The organism is Bacteroides sp. 2201st1_D9_2201SCRN_220225 (genome assembly GCF_040928965.1).
Classification (GTDB): Bacteria; Bacteroidota; Bacteroidia; order Bacteroidales; family Bacteroidaceae; genus Bacteroides; species Bacteroides stercoris.
The window spans coordinates 58,341-75,149 of record NZ_JBCODG010000018.1 but is presented as its reverse complement, the minus strand read 5'-3'; the positions used below and the strand labels follow the sequence as shown (position 1 = coordinate 75,149).

The 16,809-nt window shown below is 49.3% G+C and carries 10 protein-coding genes, 1 pseudogene and 2 riboswitches; of the genes and pseudogenes, 10 read left to right on the top strand and 1 reads right to left on the bottom strand.

Annotated features, from left to right (window positions below):
- The 3 genes and pseudogenes from AB5903_RS08115 to AB5903_RS08105 form a co-directional block, all read left to right on the top strand.
- A pseudogene (locus tag AB5903_RS08115) lies at positions 1-184 on the top strand (nucleotidyltransferase family protein); the annotation flags it as partial.
- A gap of 67 nt (positions 185-251) precedes the next feature.
- Positions 252-456: riboswitch (cobalamin riboswitch) on the top strand.
- Positions 457-592: 136 nt separating this feature from the next.
- Complete coding sequence (locus AB5903_RS08110; protein ID WP_272709858.1) at positions 593-2,665, top strand: TonB-dependent siderophore receptor; 2,073 nt, start codon at positions 593-595, stop codon at positions 2,663-2,665.
- Positions 2,666-2,705: 40 nt separating this feature from the next.
- Positions 2,706-3,905, top strand: coding sequence for a sirohydrochlorin cobaltochelatase (locus AB5903_RS08105; protein WP_272709857.1), 1,200 nt, complete (start codon positions 2,706-2,708; stop codon positions 3,903-3,905).
- A gap of 232 nt (positions 3,906-4,137) precedes the next feature.
- On the opposite strand, the gene AB5903_RS08100 is transcribed toward AB5903_RS08105, so the two are convergent.
- On the bottom strand, positions 4,138-5,445 hold the full coding sequence (locus tag AB5903_RS08100) for a retropepsin-like aspartic protease (RefSeq protein WP_368117755.1): 1,308 nt from the start codon (positions 5,443-5,445) through the stop codon (positions 4,138-4,140).
- Between the two features lie 497 nt (positions 5,446-5,942).
- Positions 5,943-6,229, top strand: a riboswitch (cobalamin riboswitch).
- A gap of 51 nt (positions 6,230-6,280) precedes the next feature.
- On the opposite strand from AB5903_RS08100, the gene AB5903_RS08095 reads away from it, so the two are divergent.
- The 7 genes from AB5903_RS08095 (at position 6,281) to AB5903_RS08065 (ending at position 16,807) form a co-directional block, all read left to right on the top strand.
- On the top strand, positions 6,281-8,515 hold the full coding sequence (locus AB5903_RS08095) for a TonB-dependent receptor (RefSeq protein WP_272709856.1): 2,235 nt from the start codon (positions 6,281-6,283) through the stop codon (positions 8,513-8,515).
- A gap of 43 nt (positions 8,516-8,558) precedes the next feature.
- Complete coding sequence (locus tag AB5903_RS08090) at positions 8,559-9,509, top strand: sirohydrochlorin cobaltochelatase (protein ID WP_117906416.1); 951 nt, start codon at positions 8,559-8,561, stop codon at positions 9,507-9,509.
- Between the two features lie 109 nt (positions 9,510-9,618).
- On the top strand, positions 9,619-11,043 hold the full coding sequence (cobJ, locus tag AB5903_RS08085; protein ID WP_016662090.1) for a precorrin-3B C(17)-methyltransferase: 1,425 nt from the start codon (positions 9,619-9,621) through the stop codon (positions 11,041-11,043).
- Between the two features lie 36 nt (positions 11,044-11,079).
- On the top strand, positions 11,080-12,318 hold the full coding sequence (locus tag AB5903_RS08080) for a bifunctional cobalt-precorrin-7 (C(5))-methyltransferase/cobalt-precorrin-6B (C(15))-methyltransferase (RefSeq protein ID WP_005653305.1): 1,239 nt from the start codon (positions 11,080-11,082) through the stop codon (positions 12,316-12,318).
- A 65-nt stretch (positions 12,319-12,383) separates the two neighbouring features.
- Positions 12,384-14,237: a precorrin-4 C(11)-methyltransferase gene (cobM, locus tag AB5903_RS08075; protein WP_181989548.1), complete on the top strand. Its 1,854-nt coding sequence runs from the start codon at positions 12,384-12,386 to the stop codon at positions 14,235-14,237.
- Between the two features lie 3 nt (positions 14,238-14,240).
- A complete protein-coding gene (cbiD, locus tag AB5903_RS08070) occupies positions 14,241-16,136 on the top strand; it encodes a cobalt-precorrin-5B (C(1))-methyltransferase CbiD (RefSeq protein ID WP_005653308.1) in 1,896 nt (631 codons plus the stop codon).
- Positions 16,133-16,807, top strand: coding sequence for an outer membrane beta-barrel protein (locus AB5903_RS08065; RefSeq protein ID WP_117955103.1), 675 nt, complete (start codon positions 16,133-16,135; stop codon positions 16,805-16,807). The genes cbiD and AB5903_RS08065 overlap by 4 nt, the downstream gene beginning before the upstream one ends.
- Positions 16,808-16,809 lie beyond the last annotated feature (2 nt).

Here is a 16,809-nt window from a genome sequence, read left to right as displayed (position 1 = left end):
CATATCCCCTTCCCTTTTCCGCTATATGGAAAGCAGACAATGGGAAGGGAAGTTCTCCATTATTCCTTTTTATCTATCCGTGTGCGAAACAGCCTGCATACAGGGTTATCCGCTTCAGGACCGCCGTTGGTTCGACATCGGCAAGCCGGAAACACTTGCAAAAGCAGAGGAATACTACCGATAGAAAGACAAAATGAAGAAAAAAGAAAATAATCAGGAAGAAAAAGCTGAATAATATATAAAAAGTCTTTATCTTTACCCCCGGAATTGGCAATCGGGAAGGCATATCCGCCTGCCGATGCAAGGGAATCCGGTGCAAAACCGGAGCTGTACCTGCAGCTGTAATCCTCAATAAAAGATGTTTGTATCCGCAAAAGCCACTGTCGCGGCAACGCGATGGGAAGGTAATACAAGCAGAGGAGAGCCAGAATACCTACCAACTTCCGTAACTTGAGCACTGAGCTTCCAGGATTAGAAGCGATGTCCCCTATACTGATACGATAGGATTCCTATTTTACTCTTTCGGGCCATTACCTTTCGCACACAGAAGCGAAGTGCCGTTTTGTTTTATCAACGAAAAAATCGGTAGACGATGAAGCACAAGTATTGGCTTGAAGCGGTACTGCTGTGCGGTGTGATGCAATCCGCCCCGGCACAAAGTATCCTTAAAAACAAAGATGAGAAAGAACTCTCGTTACTGCTCAACGAAGTAGTGGTAACAGGTACGGGAACCGAACACTACCTGAAAGACGCCCCCGTGCAGACAGAGGTGCTCACGGGAAAAGCACTGGAGCAATATCAGGCGCGCAGCATAGACGACCTTCTCAGCGGGCTCAACTCTTCCCTCACCTTCCATGACGGCGACATGGGCAGCCATATCCAGCTCAACGGGCTGAACAACGACTATATACTCATCATGATAAACGGCAAGCGCATGAACGGGGACATCGGCGGACAAAACGACCTCAACCAACTGAATCCCGCCAACATAGAGCGCATCGAAATCGTGAAAGGCGCCGCTTCTTCACTTTACGGCAGCGATGCCATTGCCGGAGTCATCAATATCATTACCAAACGGAGCAGAGAGAAAATGGAACTCACCAGCACCACCCGTGTGGGCGAGCATGGCGATGTACGGCAAAGCGCCAGCTTCGGCTTCAACTACGGCAAACTGAAATCGGTGACCGGTATCAACTTCCGGCACACCGACGGCTGGCGCAATACGGATATGCAATGGGATCAGAACCAACTGAAGCCCGGTTCCACCATGCTTACCGTAAACCGTTCCAGCAACTATACTCTTTCCGAGAATCTGGAATGGCAGGTAAACAGAAAACTGAACCTCACCGCCGAAGGAACGTACTACGAACGTTGGGTGATGCGTACGCACGGCCCGTGGAAGTACCTGCCCAACGACTTCTACTACCGCAACTATACTTTTGCCGCCGGAAGCAGGTACAAGCTGAACGGGCGCAACTACCTCACCGCCGACCTCTCTTACGGTCGCTACGGTTACTTCTACGACTATAAGCTGAAAGACATCACCGACTACTTCAAAGACGGCGACCGCATCACCTACTACCCCGGCCAGCGTATCAAGCAGAGCATACAGCAACAAGTGCTGGCGCAGGTAAAAGGTATCTTTTACTTCGGCGACCGGCACATCCTCAATACCGGCATAGAGTACCAGTACAACCGTCTGGAATCGCCTCACCACATAGCAGGCGACATCGCTTCCGTCTATACGCTCGCCGCCTATGCGCAGGAAGAGTGGACTGCCACAAGCAACCTTATACTGACTGCCGGCGTACGCGGCACACAACACAAGGAAACCGGACTGAACCTCAGCCCCAAAGTATCCGCACTCTACAAAGCCGGTAACTTCAACCTGCGCGCTTCCTATGCCATGGGCTTCAAGGCGCCTACCATCAAAGAGCTTTATTATGAACACACAGGCAGCATCGGCGGCAGTTCCCTCACCGCCTATCATGGCAATACAGACCTCAAGGCGCAAACCTCACAATACACTTCCATCAGCGTGGAGTATGCAGGAAGCAAGTTCCAGGCGAGCCTGACCGGATATGCCAACTTCATCCGCAACATGATAGAGCTGGTAGAGATAAAAGTCACCCCCGAAGAAAAGCTCCTCGAAATAGAGAAAAGCAAGAAATACACCAACCTCACGAAAGCCCGCATCTATGGCATGGACTTCACCTTCAACTACCGCCCCACGAAAGACATCATGCTGGGCGGTGGGTACAGCTATGCCGATCCGAAAGCGCAGTATGCCGCCGATACGGGCGATAACTACATGAAGTACCTCTACATCGACGCCACATCCAACCATAATGCCACGCTCAACGCCACCTGGCAGCACACGTGGCGCTGTTACCGCCTCGGCTTGGGAGTGTACGGCCGATACCAGTCGACCCGCCACTACGTCAACGACAACGATGCCGACGGCTTCCAGACATGGCGCATCAACACCGCCCATACCCTAATGAAGATGCGGCACTGGACGCTGACAATGAACATAGGTGTAGACAACCTCTTCAACTACGTAGACCGCACTCCTTTCGGACGTAACCGGGCTACCAGCACGCCGGGAAGGAATTTCTACGCATCGGCGCTTATAAAGTTCAAGAACAGGGGCGGGGCAAAATAGAGAAAAACATCTTTTTTATTAATCAATTTACAAACAAAGTATGAAAAATTTCAAGTTTTATCTGATGGCGGCTCTCGTAGCAGCCACAACTTGCACAGGATTCACCTCCTGTAGCGATGACGACGATGCAGAAAGTACCGTAAACCCTGCAACCAGGGTAGTAGCCGAAACCAAGAAGTATGACACCGCCATCCTACTCTGTACTTTCGGAAGCACTTATAATGAGTCATTGGACGTTTACAACGAAATCATCGCCGACTTCCGGAAGCAGTTCCCTCAAACAGACATCTATATGTCTTTCACCTCACGTACCTGCATCGGCCGTGCAGAGGCTTCTACCGGCGAAGCGCGCTACAAACTGGACCAATGGCTGAAAGCCATCGGCGATGCAGGATATACACGCGTAGCCGTACAGTCGCTTCACGTCATTCCCGGCGAGGAATACCTCTCTCTAATGAATACCGATATCAAGAAAAACTTTATGATTGACTGGTATCCGCACATCGACGTGCTGAAAGGCGCCAACCTGCTCTCTACCGATGATGATACGGACGAAGTGGCACAGGTGCTTTACAACCACTACAAAGACAAACTGGCCGAAAAGAAAAACATCGTTCTCCTGATGGGACACGGTAACCCTGATGTGAACTACAATGCCAACACCAAATACTCCGAAGTCCAAACCGCCTTGCATACTCTTGCCACAAACAAGAATATCTTCGTAGGTACTGTAGACTATGGAGAAATGCTTTTCTGGCCGAAAGAAGAGGAAGAGAAAGCGGTAGACCGTATCCCGGTAGTACCTGCCGCCCAAATGATAGCCGACTATCCCGGCTGCATCTATTCGCAAGTGATGAAGTACTGCCAGGACAATAACCTGGAGCCGAATGAAGTAAACGTATACCTCGCTCCTTTCATGTCCATCGCCGGTGACCATGCCCACAACGACCTATGGGGCATCGAAGCGATAGCCGAGAACAAAGGCTTGGATAAAGTGGAACTCAATACCAACGAGTACAGTTGGCGCGAACGTCTGGAGAAAGCAGGTTTCAAGGTAGACAGAACATTTGAAGCCCATCCCGTAGGCCAGGCCGATGCCGATCACGGTATCAAAGACGGCTGCGGTATCAAGGCTCTGGGCAGCTATCCCGAAATCCGCGCAATCTGGGTGAATCACCTGAAAGAGCAATGGGATGCCGATGCCTGGGAAAACGGTGAAGGGTATCAGCCGGAAGCATAACATTTGTCCTCCATTTTCTTAATTCAATAAGGGAAAAAAGGAGAGGAAAGGCTGAGACAGAAAAAATATGCGGGTATTTCTCATCTACAGAGGAGCACCCGCATATTATATTAATAATCAAACTATTAAATCAAAGCCTTAAAGAATATTGCTCCTCTTTGGCTACATAAAAGAAATTACCCAAACGCTAAAAGACAACATTTTTCCACAAGCCAAACAAGATAAGTACATCTTACTCAAAAATCACAAAACACTTATCAAAATTGATAGTCACCTTGTCAAATTGGTTGATAAGTGCCATTCCAATATTACCTGCGTAGGGCACAAGTCTGTTATTTTCAAGCCCCACTGCAATATTCTTGAGCACTACATTTCTTCCACCAAATTGAAACGACCATTCGGGCAAAATTAACATGTCGCGTTCCTCTACAACACCAATTCCGCCCGTAAGTCTCCTAACACGTTTACTTTTTGCATCAATTTCTGTTTTATTACTTTCGTAAAAATTATGAGATAGAGCGGCAAGGCCATTACCTGTATCGAAGAAGAAATTGTATGATTTTCCACAGCTTTCCCCTTTTAGTATAAGAGAGCGATTATCCATGTATATATTGCTGCCACTTGCAGGTTTTTCCGTCAACAATGTGGGAATTACTATTTTCCCATTGTGAGGAAATATTTGTATCTCTCCCAGCAATGCCATTACATCTGCCCCAATAAGAAAGTCAATATCTTCTACCTTGTTCAGTGTTGTGTCCTTATTTATCGTTATAGGAATATTCCTTACCATGATATCACCTATCTGCATGCTGTCCAAGATACCCGATTGTCCGTAAACCGTTATACCACCATGTATCTGTAAAGAATCTGCAATCAATCTCACACCTGTCTTTTTAGCAAATGCTTCCGACATGAAAGTGGTACTTGCACCTGTGTCAAATATTGCTTTATACTGTTTACTGTTCACTGTTATCGACACATACATGCTAGTTCCCCTCTGTACTGTATCGTTTTTTATATTCAGTCTGATGCTGTCGTTACTCATTGCTATCACAGTATTTTTTTGAGGGAGTTCTATGCTCATTGGTGGGCAATTACGGAAGCGGTCGTAAAACTGGACTGCTTCATCTATTTGAGTGTAATCCATTGCCACACCTTGTTCCCTTAGCTGCGATGTAAAATCCTTCAATATATCGGCAGCCACGGCATAATTACCCCTATTTGCCTCTACAATAGATTTTACAAGCAACATAGAGGCTATATTTCCAAGTCCGAGTTCAGCTTGATAATGTTGCAACAACGAGTCTACACACGTTATCGTTTCGTCCGGGCGATTGAAATAATATCCCAATAAGGCTTCAGACATTAATCTGAGCATAGGAGTTTGCACGCTATCTTTAATCATAGGATATTCCTCTTCCAGTGTAAACCAATCGCCATTATTGAGTAATTTTCCCAAGCGTATGTCGCTCTTTTGTGCCCATACACCCGTTACTCCCAATAGCATAAGTATATAAAACAGATATTTAACAAGCTTCATGTATATCATAATTTTTACTATTTTTTTAAATTGTCTCTCATTGTATTTCAACACCCTTTCCTCATTGTAAGCATCTATCACAATAAAAGGGCATCCGGTCCTGTTATCTTTATAGTCTTTAATATTGGTTTTAAGCCAGCATTAAATAATGCAAACAATGCCACGATACTAGGTAGTACAGTCGTTGTCATTCAACAATTCTTCCACATATAAATCAGCGCCATTGAAAAAATAGTCAAGGTCATTTATATCACAACTGAAAATTGTTAATAAATATACTAAAAATTCTGCCGTAGAATCCAAAATTGGTTTTTATTAACTCATTTTAATCATAACCTACTATTCTTCGTAAAAAGAAACTACTCTATTACACAACAAAACAGTGTAAGAATTTTATTTTTTTTCAGACAGGTACAATCCATCCTCATAAGTCATTGGCCACTAGTTACGCCATCATCATTTATTCATTCCTAATTGATTTTTCCAGAGATAATATCTATATTTGTCACCGCTTAGGTGATACACTCCGTTATTCCAACGAGTTGTATAAAAGGGAATCCGGTGCGAAACCGGAACAGTGCCCGCTACTGTAAAGCCACTTTGCTCCGCCTGCTTGTTGCAGCAACGGAGCATACGGAAAACATTCTTCAAAACAATGCCACTGTCTTACAGACGGCTGTTGGTGAGAGCGAACATCAGTTTGAGCCATCGCAGACCGGAGACGGGAAGGTGTGGTTTTCCGTAGGGCTGAGTCAGGAAACCTGCCTGGGCAATTACACAGTCAACGCCTTCCCGGGGTCAGGAAGACAAGTATTAATCTTACATTTTTCAATAAATGAAAACCAACTATTTATTGGCAGCCATACTGTGCTGCCTGACACCCCTGCTCCATGCCCAAACCGCATTGAGCGGAAAGGTGGTGAGCGCCGACACGAACGAGCCTCTTGCAGGGGTAAATATCCGCGTAGACAACAGTCTGACGGGATGCACCACCAACGGAAAAGGAGAATTTACCATCGACAATCTGCCCGACGGACAACACACGCTGCGCTTCTCCTACATCGGCTTCACCCCCAAAAAATACACCGCGGACGGACAAGAAGAAAACATCCTTGTAAAGCTGGAGGAGAGTTACAGCAACCTCAGCCAGGTGGTAGTGACCGGAACCGGTACGCACCGCCGCATGACAGACAGCCCCGTTCCCGTCTCCGTAATCACGGCCAAAGAAATAGGCGGCGCCAACGTATCCACGCTGGAAGAAGCGCTGGTGAAACTGACGCCCAACATATCTTCCTACACCAACGGCATGGGCACTACCATGAGCCTGAACGGCATCAACGAGGACTACATACTGATACTGGAAAACGGCAAGCGTCTGGCAGGCGAAGACCGCTACACGCGCATCAACGTGGCCAACATCAAGCGCATCGAGATACTGAACGGCGCAGCATCCGCCCTGTACGGAAGCGATGCCATAGGCGGCGTTATCAACATCATCACGGACGATGCCCGGAACACCGTAAACGTATCCAGCTACACCCACTACTCCGGCGAGGGACGCCTGACGGAAAGCGTCAATGCCGATGTCAATGCGGGCAAGTTCTCCTCTTACACTTCCTACCAGCGCCGTCAGGCAGGAAGCTGGCAGAACAACAACATCGACGAGAACGGCTACGAAACCGGACGTCCTACTTCCGTAGGCTTCTACTCCAACACCGTAAACCAGCGTTTCGTATTCAATGCCACAGATAAACTGTCGTTCTACGCGCGCGGTACTTATTATGATAACAAAACCCGCCGTCCGCAGGACGCCACCTACTATGCCAAAAGCAAAGGCCAGTTCGTGCAGAAAGACGCCTATACCTACAATCTGAAACACGAGACCTATACTTATGGCACCGGCATGAAGTACATGATAAACCGTTCGGCTTACATCGATGCAGAGTTCTACTCGGACAATTACTCGTCGGACTATATGTACTTCAAGAAGTCGGGCAGCTATCTGCCGGGCGACCGGGTGACCCGCAAACAAGTGCGATATTACAACGGAAACATCAAAGGTATCTTCCGCCTGGGCAGCCGCAACAAACTGTCTGCCGGCGTAGAATACGTAAACGAGGGGCTGGAGAGCGAATCGGACAACATCGACTCCCGCCACATGTACACCCTCGCTTTCTACGCACAGGATGAAATAAAGCTGCCCCTGAACCTGCAAGCCGTACTGGGCATACGCTACATCTACAACGAGAACTTCAAGAATTATGCCACTCCCAACGTATCGCTGATGTACAAGCTCGGCGGACTGAACCTGCGTGCCGCCTACGCGGCAGGCTTCCGCACGCCTACCTTGTCGCAACTTTACGCCACCGACGAATCCAAGACCAGCAACCGCTACACCACGGGCAACATCGGTTTGAAACCAGAAAAGAACAACTTCTACTCGCTGAATGCGGAGTACAACTACCGCCGGCTCTCCGTGTCCGTCACCGGGTTCATCAACAACATCCGCGACATGATAAACTACCGCACCCTCTCCGATCAGGAGATACACGACATGGGACTGGACGACAAGCACGCCACCTTCGACGAGATACGTCAGCGCGACAACGTGGACAAAGCCAAGACCAAAGGCATCAGCCTGAACGCCAGCCTGAACCTAGGCGCGGGCTTCAGGGCAGGCGGCGGATACACGTACATGGACACCGAGGCCAAGCAGTTGCAAGCCGACGGCAGTTACAAAGTGTCGCCCATAGACAAAAGCGTCAGGCACATGGGGAACATCAACGGCCAGTGGGAACACGCCTGGAGCTTCTACCGCCTGAACGTAAACGTGCACGGACACCTGCAAGGCGAACGCTACTCGCAAACGTACGGTTACGCTCCCAAATTCCAGCAATGGGATTTGAATACCCGCCACACCTTCAATCTGCAATCCGTGGTTCTGGAACCGGGCGTAGGTATCGAGAATATCTTCGACAAGAAAGATGACCGCCCCTGGAACAATAACTTCTCCACGCTCAGCCCGGGACGCTCGGTATACGTGAGTTTGTCGGTACGGTTTAAGAAATAAAAAAACAGCAATCATTTTTACAAAACAGTAATTACTTTTATTTATGAAAACATCTCTCCTTTCCCTGCTCCTTGCCATTTCTCTCTTCTGCTCCGCTCACGAAGGGGGAAACTTCGTGTCGAGCGATATGCTTGCAAGCATGAAACCTGGCGAAAAGGCCGCATTGCTTATGGTACACTTCGGCACGACGCACGATGATACACGTACGCAGACGATTGATGCTATCAATGCCCAAGCACGCAAGGCTTTTCCCGACCTGGAGTTTCGCGAAGCCTATACTTCGCGCATCATCATACGCCGCCTCAAGACACGCGGCGTTGTCAAAAATACCCCGCTGGATGCGCTACTCCAACTGCGTGGAGAGGGCTACACACACATTATTGTGCAAAGTACCAATATCATTGACGGTGTGGAAATGGAGTCGCTCCGCCGTGATGTGGAAAGCGTACTGCCTTTCTTCAAGGAGATACGCGTAGGCACTCCCCTACTCTATTCGGTGGAAGATGCGGAAAAAGTAACTGATATTTTAGGACAACGCCTCAATGCTTCGGTGCAGCAGAGTGCAAAGAAAAAGGGTAAAGAACACTTCGTATTGGTAGGGCATGGCACTTATACGCCCGGTACTGCTACATACAGTCAGATGGACTATATGCTGAAAGTAGCCGGATTCGGTAACTTCCATGTGGGGACCATCGAAGGCTATCCCACCTTTGAAACCATGTTGGCACAACTGAAAGCGGCCAAAGCAAAGAGTGTGACACTCGTTCCTTTTATGTTTGTAGCCGGCGACCACGCCAAAAACGATATTGCCGGAGAATGGCGGGAGATGCTTGAAAAAGAAGGTTATACCGTTCATGTGCGCATGGAAGGTTTAGGGCAAATCCCTGAAATACAAAAGATATTCGTAGACCATATCCGCTTCGGACTGAAGCACCGCACACAGGGCATCATGGAAAAGAAAGCGGTATATGCGGCAGGGGAAAAAAACGAGTGAGAAAGTCACTTTTCATGCCATAATGTGATAAATAGAATGTATCTTTGTGAACTGCAGGCGTAACACTTACCATGCTCTGCAGAACAGACAGCAATAAGTCAGATAGCAAATGAAACAACCCAAAATAATCATCGCCGGCATCGGTCCGGGCAATAAGCAAGACATAACACCCGCTGTTGTTGCCGCTTTACAGGAAGCGGATGCAGTGGTGGGCTATAAATACTATTTCCGCTTTGTCACTCCGTACCTGCGCCCCGATACGGAATGTATAGATACAGGAATGAAACGCGAACGTATCCGCGCCGAGCAAGCTTTCGAGCTGGCGGAGCAGGGAAAAACGGTGTGCGTCATCAGTTCGGGCGATGCAGGGATTTACGGTATGACGCCGCTTGTGTATGAAATGAAGCGGGAACGGAACAGTAACGCAGAGATTATTTCCCTGCCCGGTATCAGCGCATTCCAGAAAGCGGCTTCCCTGCTGGGAGCTCCTGTGGGACATGACTTCTGCGTTATCTCCCTCTCAGACCTGATGACCCCGTGGGAACGCATCGAGAAACGTATCATTGCCGCTGCCGCAGCCGATTTCGTGACAGCCGTCTACAATCCCAAAAGTGAAGGCCGCTATTGGCAACTTTACCGGCTGAAAGAGTTATTCCTGCAAGAAGGACGTTCACCACAGACCCCCGTAGGCTATGTACGCCAGGCAGGGCGTCCCGAACAGGAAGTGCACATAACGACGCTGGAAGCGTTCGACCCCGAAAAGACGGATATGTTTACCGTAGTACTGATAGGCAACTCGCAATCGTACGAATGGAACGGTACGATGATTACTCCGCGGGGATATTACCGGGAGGAGGTTGCGACCGGGAATACCCAGTATGGAGCTAGTAAAGGGCAGGACATCATGATACGGAGCTTCCGTACCATCGAGAAAGAGCTCAGGAACCGGGACATTCCCCTCGACCATAAATGGGCGTTGCTACACGCCATCCACACCACCGCAGATTTTGAAATGGAAAAGCTGTTGCACACAGACGAAAAAGCAGTGGAAACACTATATCAAGGTATCATCGGGAAACGCATACGGACCATCGTTACCGACGTGACAATGGCTGCCAGCGGCATTCGTAAAGGAGCTTTGGAACGTTTGGGCGTAAAGGTGAAATGCTATCTCGGCGATCCCCGTACCGCAGCAATGGCAACGGAGAAAGGCATCACCCGCACACAAGCGGGCACACGCCTTGCCGTTGAAGACCATCCAGACGCCCTTTTTGTATTCGGCAACGCTCCGACAGCATTAATGGAACTATGCGATCTTATACGCAAAGGAAAAGCGCATCCGGCTGGGATTATCGCCGCTCCGGTGGGCTTCGTACACGTACAGGAGTCCAAGCACATGACAAAGCCTTTCACCGCCATCCCTAAAATAATTGTAGAAGGACGCAAAGGCGGAAGCAACCTTGCTGCAACATTAGTAAACGCCGTTTTGTGCTACAATGATGCGGAACAGTTACGACCGGGACGAGACGTGTGAAACAACGATTAAGAATTAACGATTAGTGGTAAGTGAATGGTTATACAACGAAAATTTATCATTATAGGAACGGACGATAACCGGACGCCTTTCTTTCCGCCGGAAGTATTGGAACACATACGGCACGGGAAAGTATTTTCGGGGGGAGTGCGGCACAAAGAAATTGTCGGAAACTTGTTGCCGGATGATGCGGAATGGATTTCCATTACCGTACCATTGGACAACGTATTCTCACAATATGAGAAAGTGTTCAGCAGTAACGGATACGGACAAACGGATGCCGTCCCCCGGCAAATTATCGTTTTCGCTTCGGGCGACCCGCTGTTCTTCGGCTTTGCCAATACGGTGAAACGGAAATTGCCGGATGCTGAAATCAAGCTATACCCCTCTTTCAATTCTCTCCAAACATTAGCACACCGCCTCGTAATGCCTTATGACGATATGCGAACCGTTTCGCTGACGGGACGTCCCTGGAATGAATTCGACCGCGCCCTGATTGAACGCGCTCCCAAGATAGGCATCCTTACCGACCGGGAACATACGCCCGCCACAATCGCAGCCCGCATGCTGGAATACGGATACGACCGTTACACCATGTATGTAGGCGAGCATCTTGGCAACCCCGAAAAAGAACGCATCCGCCACATGACACTACAGGAAGCAACGCAAGGCGGATTCGAGCATCCCAACAACCTGTTGCTTTGCGCCACCTCTTTTCCCGAAGCCCGCCCTTTTGGTATCCCCGACGAGCAATTCGCACATTTGGACGGACGTACCCGTATGATAACCAAAGCACCTATCCGCCTGCTTACGTTACAAGCGCTGGAACTGAACCACCGCCGTGTATTCTGGGATATCGGTTTCTGCACCGGGTCGGTTTCCATTGAAGCCCGGCTGCAATTCCCTCACCTCACGGTCGTTTCCTTTGAGGTACGTGCCGAGGGCGAAGAACTGATGAATATCAACAGCCGCCGCTTCGGTACGCCGGGCATTACGGCAATCACAGGCGATTTCCTGCAAACGGCGACCGATACTCTCCCCCGTCCCGATGCCGTCTTCATAGGCGGGCACGGCGGACATCTGCCGGAAATGCTGATGAAGATAAAGGAAGCGTTACAGCCCGACGGTTGTATCGTTTTTAACTCCGTATCGGCAGACAGTAAAAAAGTATTCATGGAAGGAGCCGGAGCCGCCGGGCTGATACTGCATCCGTCAGCACGCATCGCACTGAATGATTATAACCCTATTGAAATCATGAAAGCAACACTTTCATAAAATAACAAGACAAGCTATATTCATTATAAAAACAAATAACCTGTATGAAAACAGAAACATCCCACATAAAGACGGCCATCATGCTCGTTTCGGAAACCGGAATGGCTTCCGCCCGGCTGTTGCTCAAAGAATTTCCCGAAGCGGAGATTTTCACTCCCCGCTATGAAAGCGGATGTACGCACATCGAATCGACCGGCAGTTTCACTGTCAAGAATTTCAATCGTTACGACGCGTTTATCTTTATCGGAGCCTTAGGCATCTGCGTACGTTCCATCGCCCCTTGCGTGAAGGACAAGTACACAGACCCTGCCGTAATTTGCGTGGACAGCATAGGTAAACATGCCATTTCCGTCCTTTCCGGACATATCGGCGGAGCCAACGAACTGACCGAGACAGTGGCCGGTGCATTGGGAGCCGAACCCGTGATAACCACTCAAAGCGACCTTACCGGACTGTGGGCATTGGACAAACTTCCCCAACGCTTCGGCTGGTCTCCGACCATCTGTGTGAGCCCTTCCACCCACCTGCTGGCAGGGCTTACCCAAACTCCCGACGACCAGATGAAGGCGTGCATGAACGAGGCTATCAGCCTTTTTGTAACCGGACAGCCTACCGCATTGCTGTTGGAAATCCGCGACAAAGGAACCGACTGGATGGAAGCGAACCTTCCCCCTCATGTAGAGGTGTTCTATCAGATGAAAGACATCAAATTATCCCGCTTCAAGCTGGTACTGATCGTCTCTCCGCGAATACATTATATAAAGGACATACCGTCCATCTGCTATGTGCCGCGCGTGGTGCACGTCGGCATCGGACTTGCCCGGCAGGCAAGCCCCACGAGAAAAGTTGTGAAAGGCATTATAGAAAAGCTGGAAGAGTACAACATCTCCCCGCAATCCATCATAACCATATCTACGATTAACGTCAAGCGTGACGAACCGGTAGTGAAATCGCTCCAAAAGGAATACGAAGTCTTCTTCTATACGGCCGAGGAACTGGCGACAATGGACGTGCCCCACCCCAGCAAAACAGTGATGAAGCACATGGGTACGCCCAGTGTAAGCGAGGCAGCCGCATTGCTGTCCTCCGGAAATAGCCAACTGATAATGCCGAAATGCAAAGGCGAGAACTATACGGTAGCCGCCACCCTGGACATCTGCGCCCAGCGCCGGGGGCACATCGAGATTGTAGGTGCAGGTCCCGGCGACCCTGACCTTATCTCCGTGCGAGGACGGGCGATGCTGGAAAAGGCAGACCTCATCCTCTATGCAGGCAGCCTCGTGCCTCGTGAACTGACACTTTGCGCCAAACCGGGCGCAACAGTCCGCAGCTCCGCTTCCATGGATTTGGAAGAACAGTTTGCACTGATGAAAGAGTTCTACGACCAAGGAAAGTTCATCGTACGCCTGCATACGGGTGACCCCTGCATCTATGGTGCGATACAGGAACAGATGAACTACTTCGACCGATACGGCATGAGTTATCATATCACTCCGGGCATATCTTCTTTCCAGGCAGCAGCGGCGGCTTTAAAGTCGCAGTTCACCATCCCGGAGAAAGTACAGAGCATCATACTGACCCGCGGTGAAGGACGGACACCCATGCCCGAACGGGAAAAATTACATCTCATGGCACGCTCGCAAAGCACCATGTGCATCTTCCTTAGCGCAAGCATTGCAGAACAAGTGCAGGCGGAACTTCTACAGGAGTATCCCGAAACAACCCCCGTAGCCGTATGCTATCACCTCACCTGGCCGGACGAACGCATCTTCCGGGGAGAGCTGAAAGACCTTGCACGGATAGTAAAAGAAAATAACCTGACCCTGACAACCATGATTGTCGTAGGCGAGGCTATCGGCAATCGCAAAGGACTGTCGCGACTGTATGCACACGAATTCAAACACTTATTCAGAAAATAAAAAATGATATTAGTATTAGGCGGTACAACCGAAGGACGCATAGCCGTCCAAACACTTGAGGAAGCTGGAAAGCCCTTCTATTATTCAACCAAGGGCAATGAACAAGAAGTTCCTCTGCATAACGGCATCCGCCTGCAAGGTGGCATGGATAAAGATAGTCTGGAGTCTTTCTGCCGTAAAGAGAACATCTCGCTGCTGATAGACGCAGCGCACCCTTTTGCCGAAGAGCTGCACAGGAACGTCAGTGAAACTGCTGACATACTTCAGATTCCGGTCATCCGTTATGAACGCATTTACCCCCGTATAGAGAATAATGAAGGCATTGTATGGTGCGACAATTATGAAGACGCTGTCCGCCAAATAAAAAAGGAAGAAGTCTATATAATACTGGCACTGACAGGAGTAAACAGCATAAGCAAACTGAAAGCGCTATGGATGGAAAGCAGCCGTTGCTATTTCCGTATTCTCGACCGTGAAAGTTCACGCGAATCAGCGAGAAACCAGGGATTCCCCGAAGAATATTTACGTTACTACCATACCGGAGAAGACGAACGCCTATTGATGCAGCAAATACGCCCCGAAGCTGTCATCCTCAAAGAGAGCGGTGCTTCCGGCGGATTTTCCGAAAAACTAAAAGCAGCTCAGGAACTGGGCATTCGCATCTTTGTAATAAAGCGCCCGCCGCTTCACCCCAACTTCTTGTCCGTAAACGGGAAATACGGCCTGCGTAGAACGGTAGAGCAATACTATCCCGGCTTCTACCCCCTGCGCAGCGGACTCACTACGGGAACATGCGCAGCAGCCGCAGCTGCGGCTGCGATATGGGATATATTCAACATTCAGGGAACTCCCCGTCCCCCGGAGTTTGCAGTAATCCTACCCAACGGAGAATTGATAGATGTTCCTGTAGAGCCGCAGCAGAGATATCCCCGTTCCAGTTCCATAAACAACAATTGGATAGTGGAGTCGGAAGCCAGCGTCATAAAAGACGCCGGAGATGACCCCGACATTACCAATGGAATGCGGATAAAGGCGGATATCATTCTTCCGATCGATATAGATGAAAACAACGATGAAACATCGCAAAAAGATTTTAATATCATCATTGCCGGCGGAGAAGGAATAGGCATCGTCACCATGCCGGGATTAGGATTGGAATTGGGAGCGCCTGCCATTAACCCCACGCCACGCAAGATGATAGAAGACAATGTAAGGATGTACCTCGACTACGTCGGCATGCCTAAAATGAGCGATCCCATTGTTGTGACCATCTCCGTACCCGGCGGAGAGGAAATAGCCAAGCGTACTTTCAATCCGCGTCTGGGCATAGAAGGGGGAATATCCATCATCGGCACATCAGGCATTGTAAAGCCGTTTTCCAGCGAAGCTTTTATAAGTTCCATCCGAAAGTCGATGGAAGTGGCATGCGCCACAGGCAGCCCGCGTGTAGTTATCAGCTCCGGAGCAAAGAGCGAACGGTACATCAAGGCTTATTATCCCGAACTGCCGGCACAGGCCTTTGTCCATTACGGCAACTTCATCGGCGAGACGCTGAAGATTGCCGATAAGCTGAAACTACCCCGTGTCACGCTGGGAGTAATGATAGGCAAAGCCGTGAAACTGGCGGAAGGTCACCTCGATACCCATAGCAAGAAAGTGACGATGAACAAGGAGTTCATTCAGGACATAGCGCACCGGACAGGATGCAACGAAGATGTATTGACCGCTATCCGGAATATGAATCTGGCACGGGAACTATGGGATATTATCCCTGCGGAAAAACTGGAGACATTCTCCAAACTGCTGACAGAGCATTGCAAACAATGCTGCGCTCCCCTGCTGCCCGATGGAGAACTCACGATTTTATTAATCAGCGAAGACGGAAAAATATATGTATGAAAAAGGCATTGATGATAATGTACATGGCGGTTGCCGCATCGACCGCACAGGCACAATCTCCTCTCTCCTTTTATGCAGAGGCGGGAATCGGAACTTCCCGCCTCTACGGAAAGCACTCTTGCTGTGATACGCGAATAGCCTGCAAAGCGGGAATAGGCGCGAAATACGCACTGAACAAGACCTGGGTCTTACAATCTGCTTTAGAGTTTGTATCCATAGGCGGCAAGGATGATATGGACTATGTGAAGAACGCCAAGATGAACGAGCTATACTTGCAGATACCTGTCAGAATAGCTGCAAGGTTGCCGTTGGGAAAAGATTACCATACCTCGCTGAATGCCGGTCCGTACATTGCCTGCGGCGTGGGCGGAAAGACATCCGGCAGCATCCCGTATTATCACGACACCGGTTCTTCCGACGGGAACCGGCTTTTCAAAATAGATACTTTCGGCAACATATTGGAGAATAATGCCGGAAACAGGCGGCTGGACGGCGGTATCATCGTGGGAATCACATTTGAATACCGCAGGCTCATTATCGGTGCAGAGGCACAAGTGGGATTGGTAAAGATCAACCAGCAACTAAGGCAGGTAATAGACACGGAAGAATTCCATAATTACCTGCCACGAAATTTTGCTTCATTCTTCACCGTAGGATATAAGTTCCGATAAAG

Bases quoted from the DNA above. Each gene is read 5' to 3' on its own strand.
- AB5903_RS08110 (WP_272709858.1), top strand. From the start codon at position 593: ATGAAGCACAAGTATTGGCTTGAAGCGGTACTGCTGTGCGGTGTGATG.
- AB5903_RS08105 (WP_272709857.1), top strand. From the start codon at position 2,706: ATGAAAAATTTCAAGTTTTATCTGATGGCGGCTCTCGTAGCAGCCACA.
- AB5903_RS08100 (WP_368117755.1), bottom strand. From the start codon at position 5,445: ATGAAGCTTGTTAAATATCTGTTTTATATACTTATGCTATTGGGAGTA.
- AB5903_RS08095 (WP_272709856.1), top strand. From the start codon at position 6,281: ATGAAAACCAACTATTTATTGGCAGCCATACTGTGCTGCCTGACACCC.
- AB5903_RS08090 (WP_117906416.1), top strand. From the start codon at position 8,559: ATGAAAACATCTCTCCTTTCCCTGCTCCTTGCCATTTCTCTCTTCTGC.
- cobJ (WP_016662090.1), top strand. From the start codon at position 9,619: ATGAAACAACCCAAAATAATCATCGCCGGCATCGGTCCGGGCAATAAG.
- AB5903_RS08080 (WP_005653305.1), top strand. From the start codon at position 11,080: ATGGTTATACAACGAAAATTTATCATTATAGGAACGGACGATAACCGG.
- cbiD (WP_005653308.1), top strand. From the start codon at position 14,241: ATGATATTAGTATTAGGCGGTACAACCGAAGGACGCATAGCCGTCCAA.
- AB5903_RS08065 (WP_117955103.1), top strand. From the start codon at position 16,133: ATGAAAAAGGCATTGATGATAATGTACATGGCGGTTGCCGCATCGACC.